Raw genomic sequence first — 15,718 nt, 5'->3', positions numbered from 1 at the left:
TGTCGGTTTAATCGACAATTACTGCACAGGAGACTGCCTCACGGGCAATTTCGGATAATAGCTTCACCACTGTAGCGTCACAAAGGCGCTACCAATATCAGTGCCGAGAATTGGGACCAGTAGTTTTTGCTGATATACCTGATTCACTCAGAGTAGAATAACCGTGCGCGATCAAAAAATCACAAGGCGTCGGCTCCTCGCCAGCGGCAGCGCGGCCGCGACCGCAACGCTCGCCGGCTGTGCAGGCCGCTTCGGGGATTTCGGAGGGAGCGGCGACGAGGACACCAGCGACAGCCAGCAAGCGACCGAAAGCGACATCGACGTGAGCGATGCGGCGGCGACTGTCGGAATGGTGTACGCACTGGGCGGGCTCGATGACCGCTCGTTCAACGATGCGGCGAACCGCGGCATTCAGCGCGCGCGGCTCGATGACGGGGTCGAATACACGAACCACGAGCCAAACAGCGTCGCCGGCTTCGCGGAGGTACAGGCCGAACTGGCGAGTTCGTCGAACCCACCATACGACCTGATCTGTTGTATCGGATTCCTGCAGGCCGAGGGGCTGTCTGAGACTGCACCGGAGTACACAGACCAGCAATTCATGATCGTCGACTCTGTCGTGGAGGCCGACAACGTGGCGAGTTACGTGTTCCGCGAACACGAGGGGTCGTTTCAGGCCGGGAACCTCGCTGGGCTGCTCACGACCAGAGAGGTCGATCTCGGGGCAGGCGCAACGAACCCGGACGAGACGACCGTCGGGTTCGTCGGCGGCCTCGACCAGCCTCTCATCCACAAGTTCGAGGCCGGCTTCAGAGCCGGCGTCGAACACGCCAACACGGACGTCGATGTCCTCACGGAGTACCTCGGGAACTTCGACGACGTGCAGGGTGCCCGCGACATCGCAGCCGGGATGTACGACGATGGGGCGGACATCGTCTACCACGCAGCGGGTGGCGCAGGTGTCGGCATCTTCCAGGCCGCACAGGCCAGTGGCCGGTACGCAATCGGGGTGGACTCGGACCAGTCCCGCAGTAACCCCCGGTACGCGGACGTCGTGCTCGCGAGCATGGTCAAGCGGGTGAACGTAGCCGTCTACGACGCTGCGACGGCGACGGTCGCGGACAACCTCCCCGCTGGTGAGGTCGTCTCTCTCGGGCTGGATAGTGACGGCGTCGGCGTCGTCTATGGCACCTCCCTCGAACCGGCAATTCCCGACGACGTCAGGGAGGCGCTGTCGACGTCGCGGGAGCAGGTCGCCACCGGCGACATCGTCGTGCCCACTGAGCGCTCCAACACAGGTGGTGCCTGATGGCGGGCGGTCCGCTCGACGGACTGGCGAGTGCGCTTGACCGGGTCGCCCCCGAGTTCGTCCGGCAGCGGTTCGCTGCGAAGTTCGCTGTTGCGTTCCTCGCCGTGTTGCTCGTCATCGCGGGCGCTGGCGCGTTCACCTTCCAGGCGACATCCACAGCCGTCGAACGCCAGACGACCGGACAGCTCGCCGAGACCAGCCAGCTGGAGGGGGACTCTATCGGTTCGTGGGTCGAACAGCAACGCACGCACACGCGCTCCGTCTCACAGGGCGAACCGCTCCGGAGCGACCGGCGCGCCGCGGCGTACATCCTACTGCAAGACCAGCTACTGCCCGACGATGTTGTCAGTATGCACCTCGTAAACGATACTCGTGGCGAAGTGGTCGCCAGCACGGAACTCCCGCTCGAGGGACGGTCGCTGTCCGAACTTGACGCGCCGTGGACGGCCGCCGAAGTGCCGGAAGGACCCGGGAACAACAGTCAGGTGTGGTCGAGTAGTCGGTCGTACCGCTCACCGGTTCTCAACGACGAGCCCGTGATGGCGTTCGCTAGCTCGGTCCCGAAGCGCGACGGCTCGCACCTCGTCGTCGTCACGCGCATCCAGAGCCAGGTCGACCGGCTCAGCGATACCAATTCCACGAAGGAAACCACGATTCTGAACACCAACGACGAGACGGTGTTGAACATCGACCGCGAGTTCGATGCCGACACGCACAGTGAGAGCCTCGCGGCGATCCGCGACGCGAACGGCACTGCGGCGCCGGTGACAGCGGTTTCCGATGGTCGCGTGTACGCGTTCGCGCCCGTCCCGACCACAAACTGGGTTACGGTGACGAGTCTGGACACGGCGCAGGCGTTCAGTGTCCGGGACACGGTCGGGCAGACAGTCGGACTGCTTGTCCTGCTGGCGCTCGTTTCGTTGTCGGCTGTCGGCCTCGTGCTCGGGAAACGCACGGTCGACCCTCTGAAGCAACTGCGGGACCGCGCTGAACGCATCGAGGCCGGGGACTTCGATGTCGACCTCTCGACGAACCGCGCCGATGAAATCGGCCGGCTCTACGGGACGTTTGACGATATGCGAGTCTCTCTGCAGAACCGCATTCAGGAAGCGGAGGATGCGGTCGAGGAAGCGAAGACGGCGCGGTCGGAGGCCGAGGAGCTCCGCACGGAAGCGGAGGACGCACGGGCCGAAGCGGAGGAAGCCAGCCAGCGTCTGCAGGAGCGCGCCACCGAGTACAGCGCGGTGATGCAAGACATCGCCGACGGTGACCTCACGGAGCGACTCGACGAGGACGCTGAGGAGACAGCGATGCGAGAAGTCGCGGTGGAGTTCAACGCGATGCTCGACGGCCTCGAAGCCACCGTCAGCGAGGTCGCGGCGTTCGCCGACGAAGTCGCGAACGCCACAATCGAGGTCGCGACCGGGGCCGAGGAAATCGAGACGACGAGCCAGACCGTCAGCGATCGCATACAGGAGATCGCCGACGGCGCTATCAGACAGCACGACGACCTCGAGGAGGCCGCCGCCGAGATGGACCAGCTATCGGCGAGCATCGAGGAAGTCGCAGCGTCGTCGACGACGGTCGCAGAGACGGCCCGGGAAGCCGTCGACCGTGGCGAAACGGGCCGGGAAGCCGCCGAATCAGCTATCGACGACATGGCGGAAATCGAGTCCCGGTCGGCAGACGCGGTCGACCAGATTCTCGCGCTACAGGAGCGGATGGACGACATCGGCGAGATCGTCGACTTCATCTCGGATATCGCCGAGCAGACGAATATGCTCGCCTTGAACGCCAACATCGAGGCCGCCCGTGCCGACAAGGACGGCGAGGGCTTCGCCGTTGTCGCCGACGAGGTCAAGACCCTCGCGGAGGAGACGAAACAGGCGGCCGCAGAGATAGAGGCCGAAATCGCGGCCGTGCAGACGGAGACCGACGAGACTGTCACGGACATCCGCGCGACCAGCGACCACATCGACACCGGTGTCGAGACTGTCCGCGAGGCTGCCGACGCCATCGAGGATACCGTCGAGGCAATCGAGGACGCCAACGACGGGATTCAGGAGATCGCGGATGCCACCGAAGACCAGGCCGACGCGACACAGAGCGTCGTCCACCGCGTCGACGGTGTTTCCGAGATCAGCCAGAACGTGACAGAGGACGCCGAGCAGGTATCGGCGGCCGCCGAGGAGCAGTCCGCGTCCGTCGCCGAAATCGCCCAGAGCGCGGACGAACTCCGCGACCGCGCCGACTCGCTGGCCGCGACTGTCGATCAGTTCGACACCAGTGGCGAGGGCGACGACCACGGCGATGCCGACGGTGCCGGCGAGGAGCGCACTCCGCGTTCCACCCCCGACGAGACTGGCGACTAGCGCGGCGTGCCATCGCTACAGCTTCTTTTCGCAGTGTAGCTCGGGTATTCGCTGGTAGCATGTCGGCGGAAGTCGGAACGCGAGTACGACGACGAAGAGCGATGACTCCGAGGACGATCAGGACGAGTATCTGAAGGAACGACAGTAGAAGCGGCAAAAAGGCCACTTTGAGTGTGGTAGGGATGGGATCGCCCAGATTTGAACTAGGGGCGCGGGCACCCAAGGCCCGAAGGTTACCAAGCTACCCCACGATCCCGCATCAACATCTCGACCGGACAGCGAGTAAAGGGTTTCGTTGCGAGGCCGCCGTGTCACGCGGGAGCGAGGCCCCAGAAGTACGCGATGCCGAGCGTGGTCACGACGGCGAAGACGGCCTGTAGCGGCGCTCCAACGCGAAGGTAGTCAGTGAAGCGGTATCCACCGGGACCGTAGACGAGGAGGTTCGTCTGGTACCCGACCGGCGTCATGAACGCCGTCGAGGCGGCGAAGGTGACGGCGAGGACGAACGCGAAGGCGTTGGCGTTCAGCTGTTGGGCGGTTTCGATGGCGACCGGAATCATCAGCACGACTGATGCGTTGTTCGAGATGATATTCGTCAGCAGCGCCGTGACGAGGTACATCAGCCCGAGGACGACGGCGAGGCCGCCCCCGGCGGTGAGGACGCTGCCGGCACCCACGACGAACAGCTCCGCGAGCAGGTCAGCACCGCCGGTCTCCTGCAGGGCGACACCCAACGGGATGACGCCGGCAAGCAGAAAGACGACGTCCCATTGGACGGCGTCGTACAGTTCCGACGGGCGGAGACAGCCGGTGAGGACCATCGCGAGCGCGCCGCCCAGCGCCGAGATGACGATGTGAATCGGCGTCAGCGCGGCGACGCCGACGACGGCGGCGACGATGCCGACTGCGACGGGAATCTTCGACCGGCGGAAGTCCGGCCGTTCGACCTCCTGGGCGACGATGAAGTCGTTGTTGCGGTTGAGACGGTCGATGCTGTCGGGGGTGGCCTGCACTAACAGCGTATCGCCGATGCGGAGTTTGACATGGTCCATCCGCTGGCGGTACAGCTCCTGGCCGTGGCGAAGTGCCAGCACGGTCGCGTCGTAGCGCTGGCGGAAGCTCGTGGAGACGAGCGTCTCACCGATGAGCGAGGAGCCGGGAGCGACGACGACCTCGACGAGGTTCTTTCGCTCGTTTGCGGCCTCCAGTTCTGCCTCACCGACCTCGACTTCGGGAATCACGTCCAGCCCTTCGACGTCGAGGAGGTCGACGAGCGTGTCCCGGCCCGTCCGAATCGCGAAGACGTCGCCGGCTCGAATCGTTTTCTGGCCGAACGGTTCGAGGAACGTGCGTTTCTCGCGGACCAACTGGACGATGTCCACGTCGAACTCAGAGACCCTGAGCGCCTCCTCGACGGTCTGGCCGATGAGCGGAGAATCGTCGCGGACAATGACCTCGGTGAGATACTCGCCCATCTCGAACTCCTCGGTGAGGTCTTCTTCCGCCGGGATGCGCGATGGAACCAGATAGCGCCCGACGGTAAGCAGGTAGATTGTCCCGACGATGGTCACGATGATGCCGAGCTGGGTGAACTCGAACATGCTGAACGGGCGGCCGAGCAGTTCCGCCGAGAGCTGCGAGGCGAGGATGTTCGTCGAGGTGCCGATGAGCGTCAGCATCCCGCCGAACATCGAGGCGTAGGACAGCGGCAGCAGCAGTTTCGACGGCGAGAGCTTGCCCTTGTGCGCGATATCGGTGACCATCGGCAGCAGGATGGCGACGGCGGCGGTGTTGTTGATGAACCCGGAGATGGGCGCGACCAGACCGACGGTCGCACCGAGCTGTCTCGTCTCGCTGTCCCCGGTCAGCGAGGCGATTTTCGCGCCGAGGATCTGGACGATACCCGTCCGCTGGACGCCGTCGGAGAGAATGAACATCGCCAGCACCGTTATCGTCGCCGTCGAGGCGAAGCCGGAGAGCCCGCGGTCCAGCGGCGAAATCCCGTCACCGGCCTGGTGTAACACGTACACCGGCTCGGCGAGCAGCCCGAGGTCGACCGCGAGCACCGTCACCGGTTCGGCCAGCATCAGCGCGACCATGACGGCGATAGCAGTCACGTCGACTGGCAGCGCCTCCGTCGCAAACAGCACCAGCGCAGCGACGATAACCGCGAAGACGAACAACATCCCCGGCGTAACAGGTGGCAGCGACACGTCTGGCCCCTGCGCCGCCAGTGACAAAAGCATGGGTCGTTTGCAAGCGAGGGCGTCCGCTCACACCCTGACCAGGCAGCCGACGTTTATCCCTGTCCGGGCCGAAGGAGTGGCAATGAGCCTTTTCAACGATCTCGGTCGAAAGGTCGAGGAGCTGAAACAGGAGGTCGGGAGCGCGACCGACGACGAAGCTACCCACCGGTGTATCGAGTGTGACACGCTCCTCTACACGGACCACGACGAGTGTCCCGAATGTGGGAGTACATCGGTCATACCCCTGTCCGACTAGGAACAGCGGGGAACGTGGCCGGCGTCGCGTCGCTCACCGCGTCGGCCCGTCACGACCCAGGTCTTGGAGTAGAGCGTCGTAGCTCCGGCCGAACACCGCCTGTTTTCTGAGCGACGTTATCGCGACCTCGAAGACGGGGACGGCGAACTGCCCGGCCGGCCCGCCGACGACGACAGCCGCTTCGTGATCCGTCTCATCGGTCCACTCGCCGTCGAGTTGCCGGACGAGCACCTCGCCGAAGTAGCCGCCGAGTTCCCGCACGACGCTGGTGAACGCGCGGTCGTCGAACGACGCGTCGCTCCCGAACGTCGTCTCGGCGAAGCGCTCGTCGTCCCACTCCGCGTCGACCAGATCGTCGAGCCGCGAAAGCGAGGCCGGCGAGAAGTCGAGGTCGTGTTCGCCCCAGAAGTCGGCGAACTCGACGGCGGTGTCGGCGTGTTCTGCGCGGACTGTTCCGGGCTCCCACGAGCGATCCATCGAGTCAGCGGTCGAGTCGCCGTCGGTGGGGATGGCTGTCTCACCCTCGTCGGGGGCCGCTGTCTCAGCCGTCTCGTCAGCGGCCGCGCTCTGTGACGGTGCAGTCTCAGTGGCATCAGACGCCTCGACATCCCCGACAGGAGCCGATGTGTCGGGACGATCATCGGACTGTTCCACGGCATCGGATTCCGCAACGGCTGCCGGCGTGTCATCGACTCCCGCGGCGTCAGCGGTGTCTGCAGGCGACTCGTCACCCGTGGTTTCGGAAACCGCCTCCGCGTCTGTAGCGGCGTCTGACGACGCATCCGGCGAGATATCGGGCTTCGATTCGTCGTCTATCGATATCCCGGCCGCTCCGTCGTCGGCTGTATCGGTCGCTGCTTCGTCAGCAGATGTGTCAGTTGCCGCTCCCGCGGACGCGTCGACAGTTCGGTCCTCGTCGCGAGTGTCGACAGCCGAGTCTTCGGGAAGTGTCTCGGCCGCCGGCGCTTCGTCCGAGGGGTCCGCTGTAGCACTGTCGGCTGCCGGTTCCGCTTCGTCGATGTACGCGGCCGCTTCGTCGGCAGCGGCCATATCAGCGGTATCATCGGCCGTCGTCTCGACAGCATCAGTCGTGTCAGCAGTCGGTCCGTCTTCAGAGGCGTCGAGGGCTGAGTCCGCTGCCGGTGTTTCGGCGGTTGGTTGCTCATCGGCGGTATCAACAGCCGACTGCTCGGCAGCGGTGTCGGTGCCCGACCCTGCATCGCTTGAGTCGATAGTCGACCCCTCCTCGGTGGTTTCAGCGGCCGACGGCTCGCTGCCGGCATCGTCTGACGCTGACTCGGTCGTCTCTGGATCTGCGTCCTCGCCGATGTCAGCGGTCGAACCGTCGGCGTCGTCACTGCCCCACGGTGGCTCGTTCTCTGGCTCGTCAGCGGCCTCACTGACGGCTGGTGTGGGGTCGGTGTCGTCCGATCGGTCGTCGCCTTCCGACTCGGATTCGACCCGCCGGACGATTCGGGTCGGCTCTGTTTCGATGGCCTGGGACGAATCGGTAGCAGCGGTGTCGCCGGCAGTTGCCTCACCTCGCTCGTCTGTCGCCGCCGGTTCGGGAGGCGCGTCGCGCTCGTTTGCTTGTCCGTCGTCGACGCGGCGAACGATCCGCGTCGGGTCGGAGACGGCGCTGTCGGCGTCGGTTTCGTCCGCGCCCGGCTCTGTCAGACCTTCGTCGTCGGTACTCTGTATGCTATCCAGTTCCAGTTCGGACTCCAGGCGCGTCACGACGGCCGCAAACACCGGCTCGTCGCCGAACGAGCGGGCGGCCACGTCGAACACCGCGACCGCCACCTCGTCGTCCGGCCCGGCAACGGCGACGCCCCATCGACCGTCGGACTGGACCCACTCGCCGTCGTAGGCTCGCACGAGGAGTTCGCCGAGGTAGCTCCCGAACCGAACCGTGTTCTCGGTGTAGGTCGTCACACTCGCGGCGTCGCCGACGGTTTTGCCGTCGTAGCTCTCCTCGATAGCCGTATCGAGGCGGGCAAGCGCATCGGGGTCGAAGGTCAGCGGGTCCGCGCCGTCGACGACGTGCTCGGCGTACTCCCGGAACGTCGTCGGGTCGAGCGTCGCTGTATCCAGAAGGTCCGGCCCGTCGTCGGACGGCGGGTCGCCCCTGGCCGCCCGCTCGTCCCCGTCGGTCGACGAGTCATCGCCACCGACGGCGCGACGGATCGTATCGAACAGGCCCATGGACACCGGAAGTACGTGCCGCTACAAGAATGTACGCCGAAAGGATACTCGGCCGACAGGTCTGCGGAACGAAAACGGTTCAGTGCTCGTCGCGCAGTTCCATGTCGGCGACGATCTCGTAGGGGTGCTGTCCCTTCCGGATGCCGTCGAGCAGTTGGAACGACTCGTCGGGCGCGAGGAAGTGCCGGGTCACGGCTCGGCCGAGCGGCGTCGGCGAGAGGCCGTCGATAAATTCGTACTCCAGTAGCTTCCCCAGCGCGTGTTTCGTCGGCACCTCGCCGACCATCCGGTCGTTGAGCCGCTTGGCCTGCTTGCCGGCGACGGTGACGTTCGCCAGCGTCTCCTCGACGGCCGCGCCCTCGTCGTAGCGGGTGATGACCGGCTCCATCTCGCCTTTCAGGAGCTTGAACGCCACCTCGTCCTCGGTCATCTCCATGCTGTTGTGGTACGAACAGTCCGGCTCGACCAGCATGTAGACGGTGCCCTTGTCGTGGTAGTCCGGGCGGCCGGCCCGGCCGAGCATCTGGCTGAACTCCTGGACGGTGAGCCACTCGATACCCATCGCAAGCGAGTCGAAGATGACCTGCGAGGCCGGGAAGTCGACCCCCGCTGCGAGGGCCGCCGTCGTCACAACCGCCGCGAGGTCCTGGTCGGCGAACTGCCGCTCGACCCGCTGGCGCTTCCGGTTGTCCAGCCCGGCGTGGTACGGCGCGGAGCTGTACTCCAGTTTCCGTGAAATCTGGTGGCAGCGCCGTCGGGAGTTCGTGAAGATGATAGTCTGACCGCGGTACCCCTTGCTGGACTTGTTGTCGAAGGCCCGCTTGACGAGCTTCTTTTCCGTCTCGATCTTCTCGCGGCCGTCGGCGAACGTGACGTGGCGCTCGATGGGGACCGGCCGCTCCTCGAACTCGATGAGCGTCGCCCGGAGCTGGTCGGCCAGTTGGCCTGGATTGCCGACCGTCGCCGAGAGGTAGATCCACTGCGTGTCGCCGCTGTCAGGTGCGCCACCTGATTCACAGTAGTATTTGAGTCTGGAAATCAGGCCGTCGAGCCGGTGTCCCCGTTCGTCTTCACCGAGCGTGTGGACCTCGTCGATGACGACCGTCCCGACCGTCCCGAGGTCCTTGCCGGTCCGGAGCGCGTGGTCGATTCCCTCGTAGGTCCCGACGATGACATCGGCTTCGGGGTCGAACCGCCCACCCTCGTCAGCGATGCGGCTCGCGCCCACGCGCAGCGACACGTCGACCATGTCGCCGTAGCGGTCTTGAAACTGCTCGTACTTCTGGTTCGCGAGTGCGACCAGCGGGACGAGAAACAGCATCGTGCCCTTGTTGTTCAGGACGCGGTCGATACCCGCCATCTCGCCGATGAGCGTCTTCCCCGTCGCCGTCGCGCTCACGACCAGCTGGTCGCGGCCCTCGGTGGCCCCGTGCTCGACGGCGAGACTCTGGACCGGCAGCAGCGTGTCGAACCGGGATTCGAGATGGTCCTGCATTCCCGGGTGAAGGTCCAGCGAGTCGACGCGAACGGGGTCGACCTCGTCGACGGTGGCCGAAATCTCGTCGAACTTCGTCAGGTCTGGGTCCAGTTGGCCTGACAGGAGGTTCGTCACCCGGTCGAGGTCCTGCACCTCGAGTAAGAGCTCTTCGAGCCGGTCGCGGGCGTCGCCGCTGATACTCCCCTTGAACGCGAGTTCGCGGTCGAGCTGGTGGCGAGCGCACTCCGGGCAGATGGTCTCGTCGTCAGTCTCGATAGCCGTCTCGCTGGTAATCGGCGAGTAGCGCCCGTCGGAGGCACACAGCCGGCAGGTCCGGACGACCTTGGCCTCGATCTGGTACGCGTCGAGCATCTCGCGGATTCGCTCGCGTGCACGCGGAGCAGTCTGCTCGGAAATACGAATGCGGGCCGCACGGCGGGCGAGGTCGACGAACTGGTCGGGCGAGCGAAGCTCCTCGCTGGTCCCGTCCTTGACTCGGAGCCGACGCGGGCGGGGGCCGGCGTCGGTCTCTTTCAGTTCGAGGATGCCGTGGAAGAGGCGCTCGCCGTCCCGGTGGGCGGCGACGCGGAACTCCTCGCCGTGTTCGTGGAGGAACAGCGTCTCTACCTGTGCGGCCTGCTGTGACACAGTCGTCTAGAGGCGACTGCGCTACTTGAGCGGTTCGGACTAGCTGTGGGTGTTACTGGTGCTGTGACAGTTGATTTAAACAGCCGGAAAGCCCCGGTCGGCTACGCTCCCGCGCCTCGCTGTGCGCTTCCCTCGCTTCGCTCGGTACAGTGCTTGCGTCGTCGGGGTTCGCGTAGCCGACCGCCCCTTTCAGTCCCACCCAGCATGGCTTGTCCAACGAGCGACGGGTAGGGCAGTCTGGCCCGCACTGTTCCAAGTACGGGGAGAAGTGAACTGTTGCTCCGGGTCACCCTTGCAGTTTGATTTCGTCGTCGCCGGCGGGAACCGCACAGAGGAACGCGCCCGGTTCGTCGCCGTCGTTACGGTACCAGTGGACAACGCCGGCGGGGATGTGGAGGCTGTCGCCGGCCTCGACTTCGTGCTCCTCACCTTCGATACCAACGGTGTACCGTCCGGAAAGGACGTACTGCTCGTGTTCGATTTCGTTGATGTGTTTCGGCACGCTGCCGCCGGGGGCGAGCGTGAAGCGACGGATTGCGAGAGTGCCGCCACCGTTGTCCTCGCCGATGAGGACGCCTTTTTCCAGCCCGTCGGCTGCGTCGACAGCCTCGTACGCGATGTCGTCCGCGCGGCGAATCAGTGGGTCGCTCATATGCGGTCCATCACGGGCTCGGCGCAAAGGCGTACCGGCGGCCCGAAGGCGGTTATTGGACTTCCGCCAAGGGGTCTTAAGACTGTCCCGCATCAATCCCCCGATATGCGCCGGTTTCGTATCGGAAGCGCGTTCGGAATCCCGATCCAGTTGGATCTGACGTTTCTCCTCGTGCTACCGCTGTTCGCCTGGATTATCGGGACACAGATCGAACAGACGACTGAGCTGTTGAACGGGACGCTGAACGCCGGGCTGGACGTGGCCATCCTCACCGACGGTGCGCTCGTCTGGGTGCTCGGCATCGGGGCGGCCGTGGGGCTGTTCACTGGCGTTGTCCTCCACGAGCTCGGCCACTCGCTGGTCGCAATCCGGTACGGCTTCCCCATCGACTCCATCACACTCTGGCTGTTCGGCGGCATCGCCCAGCTCAGCGAGATGCCAGAAGACTGGAAGCAGGAACTGGTCATCGCTATTGCCGGCCCAATCGTCAGCGTCGCCGTCGGTGCCGTCTGTTTCGTCGCGTTCCAAATTCTCCCGAGCGGCGTGGGGACCATCGTCGAATCGGCGCGGTTCATCCTCGGCTATCTGGCGCTGATGAACATCGCACTGGCGGCGTTCAATATGCTTCCGGGCTTCCCGATGGACGGCGGCCGCGTCCTGCGCGCACTGCTGGCCCGCCGGCGGTCCTACGCCAGAGCCACCACCATCGCCGCCGAAGTCGGAAAGGTGTTCGCCGTCTTCCTCGGCCTCTTCGGCATCTTCGTCCTCGGGAACATCTTCCTCGCCGGCCTCGCCTTCTTCATCTACATCGGCGCGGCGGGCGAGTCCCGCCAGACCTCGATGCGGGCCGCGTTCGAGGGCGTCACCGTCGCGGACGTGATGACGCCGGCGGACCACGTAACGACAGTCCCCGAGGACAGGTCCGTCCGGGAGCTCATCCAGACGATGTTCAAGGAGCGCCACACCGGCTATCCGGTCGAGCGCGGCGGCGAGGTCGTCGGCCTCGTCACGCTCGAAGACGCCCGCGCCGTCCAGGAGGTCGAGCGCGAGGCCTACACCGTCGGCGACGTGATGACGACGGAGATCATCACGATCAGCCCGGACACCGATGTGATGGACGCGCTGACCTCGCTCCAGCAGAACTCCGTCGGTCGCCTGCTCGTCACCGACGAGGACGGCTCCTTCGAGGGGTTACTCACCCGGACAGACATCATGACAGCGCTCTCGATTATCAAGTCCAGCGGCGACTTTACCCCCATCGGTGAGACGGAGACCGAGACTGTCCGGCCGGAATCAAGGATAGAGCGGTAACGGTCACTCGCCGTCGAGATACGACATCGCGTCCTCGTCGGAAACCTGGTCGAACTGCTCGTAGTACTGGCCGACAGCGCGGAACGCCGACGGGACTTCCAGACAGACCACTTCGTCGACCAGCGCTTCGAGGTCCGAAATCGCCCGCGGCGAAGCGACCGGCACCGCAAGCACGAGTCGCTCGGGACCGGCCTGTCGAATCTGCTCGATGCAGGCCCGCGCCGTCGCGCCCGTCGCCACGCCGTCGTCGACGAGACACACCCGCTTGCCTGTGAGCGGCGACGACTCCGAGTCGCGGTAGCGCTGGGCTTTCTGTCGGGCGGCGTCCGCCATTTCCGCTCGTGTGCTCGCAACGTAGTCGCGGGGAACCTCTCGTCGCTCGATGACATCGGTGTTGAGCCAGACCGACCCGTCGGCGGCGACAGCGCCGATAGCGTACTCGGGGTTGTTCGGTGCGCCGATCTTCTTTGCGACCGCGATGTCCAGCGGCACGTCCAGCGCGTCAGCAACGGGACGCGCCACTGGCAGCCCACCGCGCGGTATCGCGAGGACGATGTCGACCGCGATGTCCCGCTCGCGCAACGCCTCTCCCAGCCGCCGACCGGCAGTCTGCCTGTTCTCGAACGTCGGGGAGCGGTTGCGTCCCATACTGGTTAGTTCGCTGTCGGGAAGCAAATATCTCCGCATTCTAACGACTGCTGGATTGCCAACTGGACTCTCGCCCCAGTCGACGACGGCGTTACTCGTCGGACAGCGCCGCGGCAATCGTTTCGAGTTCCCCCTTCCGGAAGGGCTGCTCCGCGTCCGCCGGGTCATCGTCGTCTCGTTCGCCGATTTGCCAGAGAATTCCCGCCCGCATCTGTGGTTTCGACGGCAACCGGTCGGTGTCGATATCGTACCCGACAGCCCCGCAGATAGCCGCCAGGGCTTCCTTGGTGAAGGCAGTCGAGACCGGGCGTTCGTACCGCCCGACAGCCTCACGGATCTCGTTCCGCAGTTCGTCGACAGTGGGTGACATACGCGTACTGGCGGCGGGACTGATTGTGTAGATTCCGGTCCGGTTACGCCATCGCGCCGCCTGCGACGGGGGCATCAGTCCGAGGGATGCCGGCCCGCCAGCGCAGTTCCGACGGCGAGACCCGACCGAACTCCGCGCGGCGATGACAGCCCGGACACAGCGAGACGACGTTGTCCAGCGTGTGTGCGTCCCGGACGGCGAGGGCCGGCATCGCGGCGAACAGCCGGACCGGCACGATGTGGTGCACGTCCGGGTTCCGCCCCAGGTCGTCGGCAGCAGCGCCACACAGCACGCAGGCGTGGTCGTCGCGCTCCAGGGCCTGCTCGCGCACCGCCCGCCATCCCGGCCCGTATTCGCCGACGCCACCGCCGCGCCAGTTCGGATGTCCGTCGCCGGTGAACGCCGCCGAGAGCCACTCGGCGTGGCAGTCGCGGCTGCAAAGGACGGCTTCACCGGTCACATCGCTCGGATATCGCTCAACGGGGCTGTCACAGACAGAACAATCGAAGCTGAGCGTTCCGCCGTTCCAGTTCGGGTTGTCAGCCCCGGAAATCTGTCGCGTGTGTCGCCACTCAGCGTTCTCGACACAGTCCGGGCAATAACACCCCTCCTTTTCTGATGGGTAGTACTCGAAACTCGTGCCGCAGTTGTCACAGGTCGTTTCCTCCTTCGCGCTGGAATAGTTCGGGTTATCGGCCCCTGAAAAGGAGACTGCGGTGTCGCGGCATTCGTCAGAGCAGTACCGTTTCTCGTATTCAGAGTAGAATCTGTCCGAACAGCGGTCACATTCCCTGTTTGGCAGGCGTTCGCCGTGAGCACTGCTGTGGTGAACGCCGAGGCCGCGTTTAGAGTCAAACGTCCGGTCACAGGAGGGGCAGTCGTGGCTTGCCATCAGAAAGTACTACATCCTGACACATTATAAATAAGCGGAGACGGGAATGAAAGTGAAAACCGACAGATGCTGAAGGTGTCGAAATCGACGGGAAGAAGGTCTAGGTCCGGGCGCGGGAATTGAACCCGCCTCTTAGCCACCACAAGGCTAAAGGATGCCACTACCCCAGCCCGGACACGCTTTTGAAGCATTCATAGATATTCCGCTGGAACAGAAATACGTTACGAATCTGGAAACCAGTGAGTCGTGAGAGCGCATGACAGCGGTTGTACATCGGTTCGGAGTGGATTTCGTCCAGGTCACCGGCTGCTTCGAGACGCTTTTACACAGCCGACGCGTACAGCGAGGCACGCGTGGCCATCACGGACAAGATATACGTCAAGAATCACCAGCAACTCGCCTCCCAGCTAGAGACGAGCTTCCCGAAAGGGGCGTTCAAGGGTGCGACGCTGGACATCCTCTTTCAGGGCGAAGGGCTGGCAAAGCTCGACGAAGCCTCTAGGGAGCGAGTCCTCGATTTCGCTGAGGACTTCCTCGACTGTGACTGTGAGGCCAACCCCCACTGTGGCTGTGCCGAGCGGAAGTTCATCTCGTACCTGCTGGAACTGCGCGAGCAGGGCATGGGGCCGGACGCGATCGTCGACGTGATGAGCGACGACTACATGCTGTATGCCTATCCGGGCGACGTGCTCTCGTTCCTCGATAACTCCGTCAGAACGTTAGAAGCCGTGGAGACCCTGGCCGACGTCGATGGGCGCGACGACGTCGCCGAGGACGTACAGCAGAAACGCCAGCGGTTACTCTAGGTCGTCGAAGCTGCCGATGCGATAGGAGGCGTCTTCCTCCTCGCCCTGATCGAGGTCTTCGAGGTGGATGACCTCGTCCTGATCCATCTCGTCGAGTTGCTGGCGGAGCTTCGTGACGTAGCGCTTGTGTTCTTCCAGTTGTTCGCGGAGGTGTTCGGCTTCGAGTTCGAGCCGTTCGTGTTCGCGGACGAAGCTCTTCGGAACTTCGACTTTCGGCGGGAAGCTCTCGGTGCTGGTCTCGGTTGCGTCGTCTTCGAACTCGTGTTCCGGCGCGACCTTCACCTGACCGTCGTGGGAAACAAGCGTGTCGACGTAATCCCGGAAGACGGCGGACAGCGAGATATCGCGTTCCTCGGCGATTTCGCGGAGGGTTTCGAATTTGTCCTCGCTGACGCGAAAGGAGATTGTTTTGTTTTTGTTGCCCATAGTTACGTACTGTTTTAGTAGCAACGTATTTAATCGTTTGTCAGACGCTACCGGACCGATTCCCTGGTAGCCGTGAGTCGCAACAGTCGAACCGCTGTGA

At 64.4% G+C, this 15,718-nt stretch carries 13 protein-coding genes and 1 tRNA gene; 5 read left to right on the top strand and 9 right to left on the bottom strand.

What is annotated here, in order from left to right; genetic code table 11:
* Positions 1–163: 163 nt before the first annotated feature.
* On the top strand, positions 164–1,309 hold the full coding sequence (locus VI340_RS15135; protein WP_008307140.1) for a BMP family lipoprotein: 1,146 nt from the start codon (positions 164–166) through the stop codon (positions 1,307–1,309).
* Complete coding sequence (locus VI340_RS15130; RefSeq protein WP_336358659.1) at positions 1,309–3,681, top strand: methyl-accepting chemotaxis protein; 2,373 nt, start codon at positions 1,309–1,311, stop codon at positions 3,679–3,681. The genes VI340_RS15135 and VI340_RS15130 overlap by 1 nt, the downstream gene beginning before the upstream one ends.
* A 183-nt stretch (positions 3,682–3,864) precedes the next feature.
* Here VI340_RS15130 and VI340_RS15125 read toward each other — a convergent pair.
* Positions 3,865–3,937: transfer RNA gene (locus VI340_RS15125), tRNA-Pro, on the bottom strand.
* A 55-nt stretch (positions 3,938–3,992) separates the two neighbouring features.
* On the bottom strand, positions 3,993–5,867 hold the full coding sequence (locus tag VI340_RS15120; RefSeq protein WP_336329632.1) for an SLC13 family permease: 1,875 nt from the start codon (positions 5,865–5,867) through the stop codon (positions 3,993–3,995).
* 142 nt (positions 5,868–6,009) lie between these two features.
* On the opposite strand from VI340_RS15120, the gene VI340_RS15115 reads away from it, so the two are divergent.
* On the top strand, positions 6,010–6,183 hold the full coding sequence (locus VI340_RS15115) for a hypothetical protein (protein WP_008307145.1): 174 nt from the start codon (positions 6,010–6,012) through the stop codon (positions 6,181–6,183).
* A gap of 33 nt (positions 6,184–6,216) precedes the next feature.
* Here the strand turns inward: VI340_RS15115 and VI340_RS15110 are convergent, their stop codons facing one another.
* The 3 genes from VI340_RS15110 to VI340_RS15100 all read right to left on the bottom strand — a co-directional run bounded on the left by VI340_RS15110 (position 6,217) and on the right by VI340_RS15100 (position 11,165).
* Positions 6,217–8,388, bottom strand: a complete 2,172-nt coding sequence (locus VI340_RS15110; protein ID WP_336358658.1) for a hypothetical protein — start codon at positions 8,386–8,388, stop codon at positions 6,217–6,219.
* Positions 8,389–8,467: 79 nt separating this feature from the next.
* Complete coding sequence (locus VI340_RS15105) at positions 8,468–10,513, bottom strand: DEAD/DEAH box helicase (RefSeq protein ID WP_008307148.1); 2,046 nt, start codon at positions 10,511–10,513, stop codon at positions 8,468–8,470.
* 286 nt (positions 10,514–10,799) lie between these two features.
* A complete protein-coding gene (locus VI340_RS15100; RefSeq protein WP_336358657.1) occupies positions 10,800–11,165 on the bottom strand; it encodes a cupin domain-containing protein in 366 nt (121 codons plus the stop codon).
* A 105-nt stretch (positions 11,166–11,270) separates the two neighbouring features.
* On the opposite strand from VI340_RS15100, the gene VI340_RS15095 reads away from it, so the two are divergent.
* Complete coding sequence (locus tag VI340_RS15095) at positions 11,271–12,476, top strand: CBS domain-containing protein (RefSeq protein ID WP_336358656.1); 1,206 nt, start codon at positions 11,271–11,273, stop codon at positions 12,474–12,476.
* 3 nt (positions 12,477–12,479) lie between these two features.
* On the opposite strand, the gene VI340_RS15090 is transcribed toward VI340_RS15095, so the two are convergent.
* The 3 genes from VI340_RS15090 to VI340_RS15080 form a co-directional block, all read right to left on the bottom strand.
* On the bottom strand, positions 12,480–13,124 hold the full coding sequence (locus VI340_RS15090) for a phosphoribosyltransferase (protein ID WP_008307152.1): 645 nt from the start codon (positions 13,122–13,124) through the stop codon (positions 12,480–12,482).
* A gap of 91 nt (positions 13,125–13,215) precedes the next feature.
* Positions 13,216–13,494 carry a hypothetical protein gene (locus VI340_RS15085; protein WP_336358655.1) on the bottom strand — a complete coding sequence of 93 codons (279 nt, stop codon included), beginning with the start codon at positions 13,492–13,494 and terminating at the stop codon, positions 13,216–13,218.
* Positions 13,495–13,537: 43 nt separating this feature from the next.
* Positions 13,538–14,386, bottom strand: a complete 849-nt coding sequence (locus tag VI340_RS15080) for an HNH endonuclease (protein WP_336358654.1) — start codon at positions 14,384–14,386, stop codon at positions 13,538–13,540.
* Positions 14,387–14,739: 353 nt separating this feature from the next.
* Between VI340_RS15080 and VI340_RS15075 the strand changes: the two genes are divergently transcribed.
* Positions 14,740–15,192, top strand: coding sequence for a DUF5814 domain-containing protein (locus VI340_RS15075; RefSeq protein ID WP_004590290.1), 453 nt, complete (start codon positions 14,740–14,742; stop codon positions 15,190–15,192).
* Here the strand turns inward: VI340_RS15075 and VI340_RS15070 are convergent.
* Positions 15,184–15,618, bottom strand: coding sequence for a CopG family transcriptional regulator (locus VI340_RS15070; RefSeq protein ID WP_004515935.1), 435 nt, complete (start codon positions 15,616–15,618; stop codon positions 15,184–15,186). The two genes, VI340_RS15075 and VI340_RS15070, sit on opposite strands and share 9 nt — an antisense overlap.
* Positions 15,619–15,718 lie beyond the last annotated feature (100 nt).

Origin of the sequence: Haloarcula sp. CGMCC 1.6347 (assembly GCF_037078395.1) — an archaeon.
Taxonomy (GTDB): domain Archaea; phylum Halobacteriota; class Halobacteria; order Halobacteriales; family Haloarculaceae; genus Haloarcula; species Haloarcula amylolytica.
The sequence above is the reverse complement of the archived record's forward strand: the minus strand, read 5'-3'. Positions and strand labels throughout refer to the sequence as shown.

What these genes read in the sequence shown, in the direction of transcription:
- VI340_RS15095 (WP_336358656.1), top strand. Translation starts at nt 11,271, where the DNA reads ATGCGCCGGTTTCGTATCGGAAGCGCGTTCGGAATCCCGATCCAGTTG.
- VI340_RS15080 (WP_336358654.1), bottom strand. Translation starts at nt 14,386, where the DNA reads ATGGCAAGCCACGACTGCCCCTCCTGTGACCGGACGTTTGACTCTAAA.
- VI340_RS15110 (WP_336358658.1), bottom strand. Translation starts at nt 8,388, where the DNA reads ATGGGCCTGTTCGATACGATCCGTCGCGCCGTCGGTGGCGATGACTCG.
- VI340_RS15120 (WP_336329632.1), bottom strand. Translation starts at nt 5,867, where the DNA reads ATGTTGTTCGTCTTCGCGGTTATCGTCGCTGCGCTGGTGCTGTTTGCG.
- VI340_RS15100 (WP_336358657.1), bottom strand. Translation starts at nt 11,165, where the DNA reads ATGAGCGACCCACTGATTCGCCGCGCGGACGACATCGCGTACGAGGCT.
- VI340_RS15085 (WP_336358655.1), bottom strand. Translation starts at nt 13,494, where the DNA reads ATGTCACCCACTGTCGACGAACTGCGGAACGAGATCCGTGAGGCTGTC.
- VI340_RS15115 (WP_008307145.1), top strand. Translation starts at nt 6,010, where the DNA reads ATGAGCCTTTTCAACGATCTCGGTCGAAAGGTCGAGGAGCTGAAACAG.
- VI340_RS15130 (WP_336358659.1), top strand. Translation starts at nt 1,309, where the DNA reads ATGGCGGGCGGTCCGCTCGACGGACTGGCGAGTGCGCTTGACCGGGTC.
- VI340_RS15070 (WP_004515935.1), bottom strand. Translation starts at nt 15,618, where the DNA reads ATGGGCAACAAAAACAAAACAATCTCCTTTCGCGTCAGCGAGGACAAA.
- VI340_RS15090 (WP_008307152.1), bottom strand. Translation starts at nt 13,124, where the DNA reads ATGGGACGCAACCGCTCCCCGACGTTCGAGAACAGGCAGACTGCCGGT.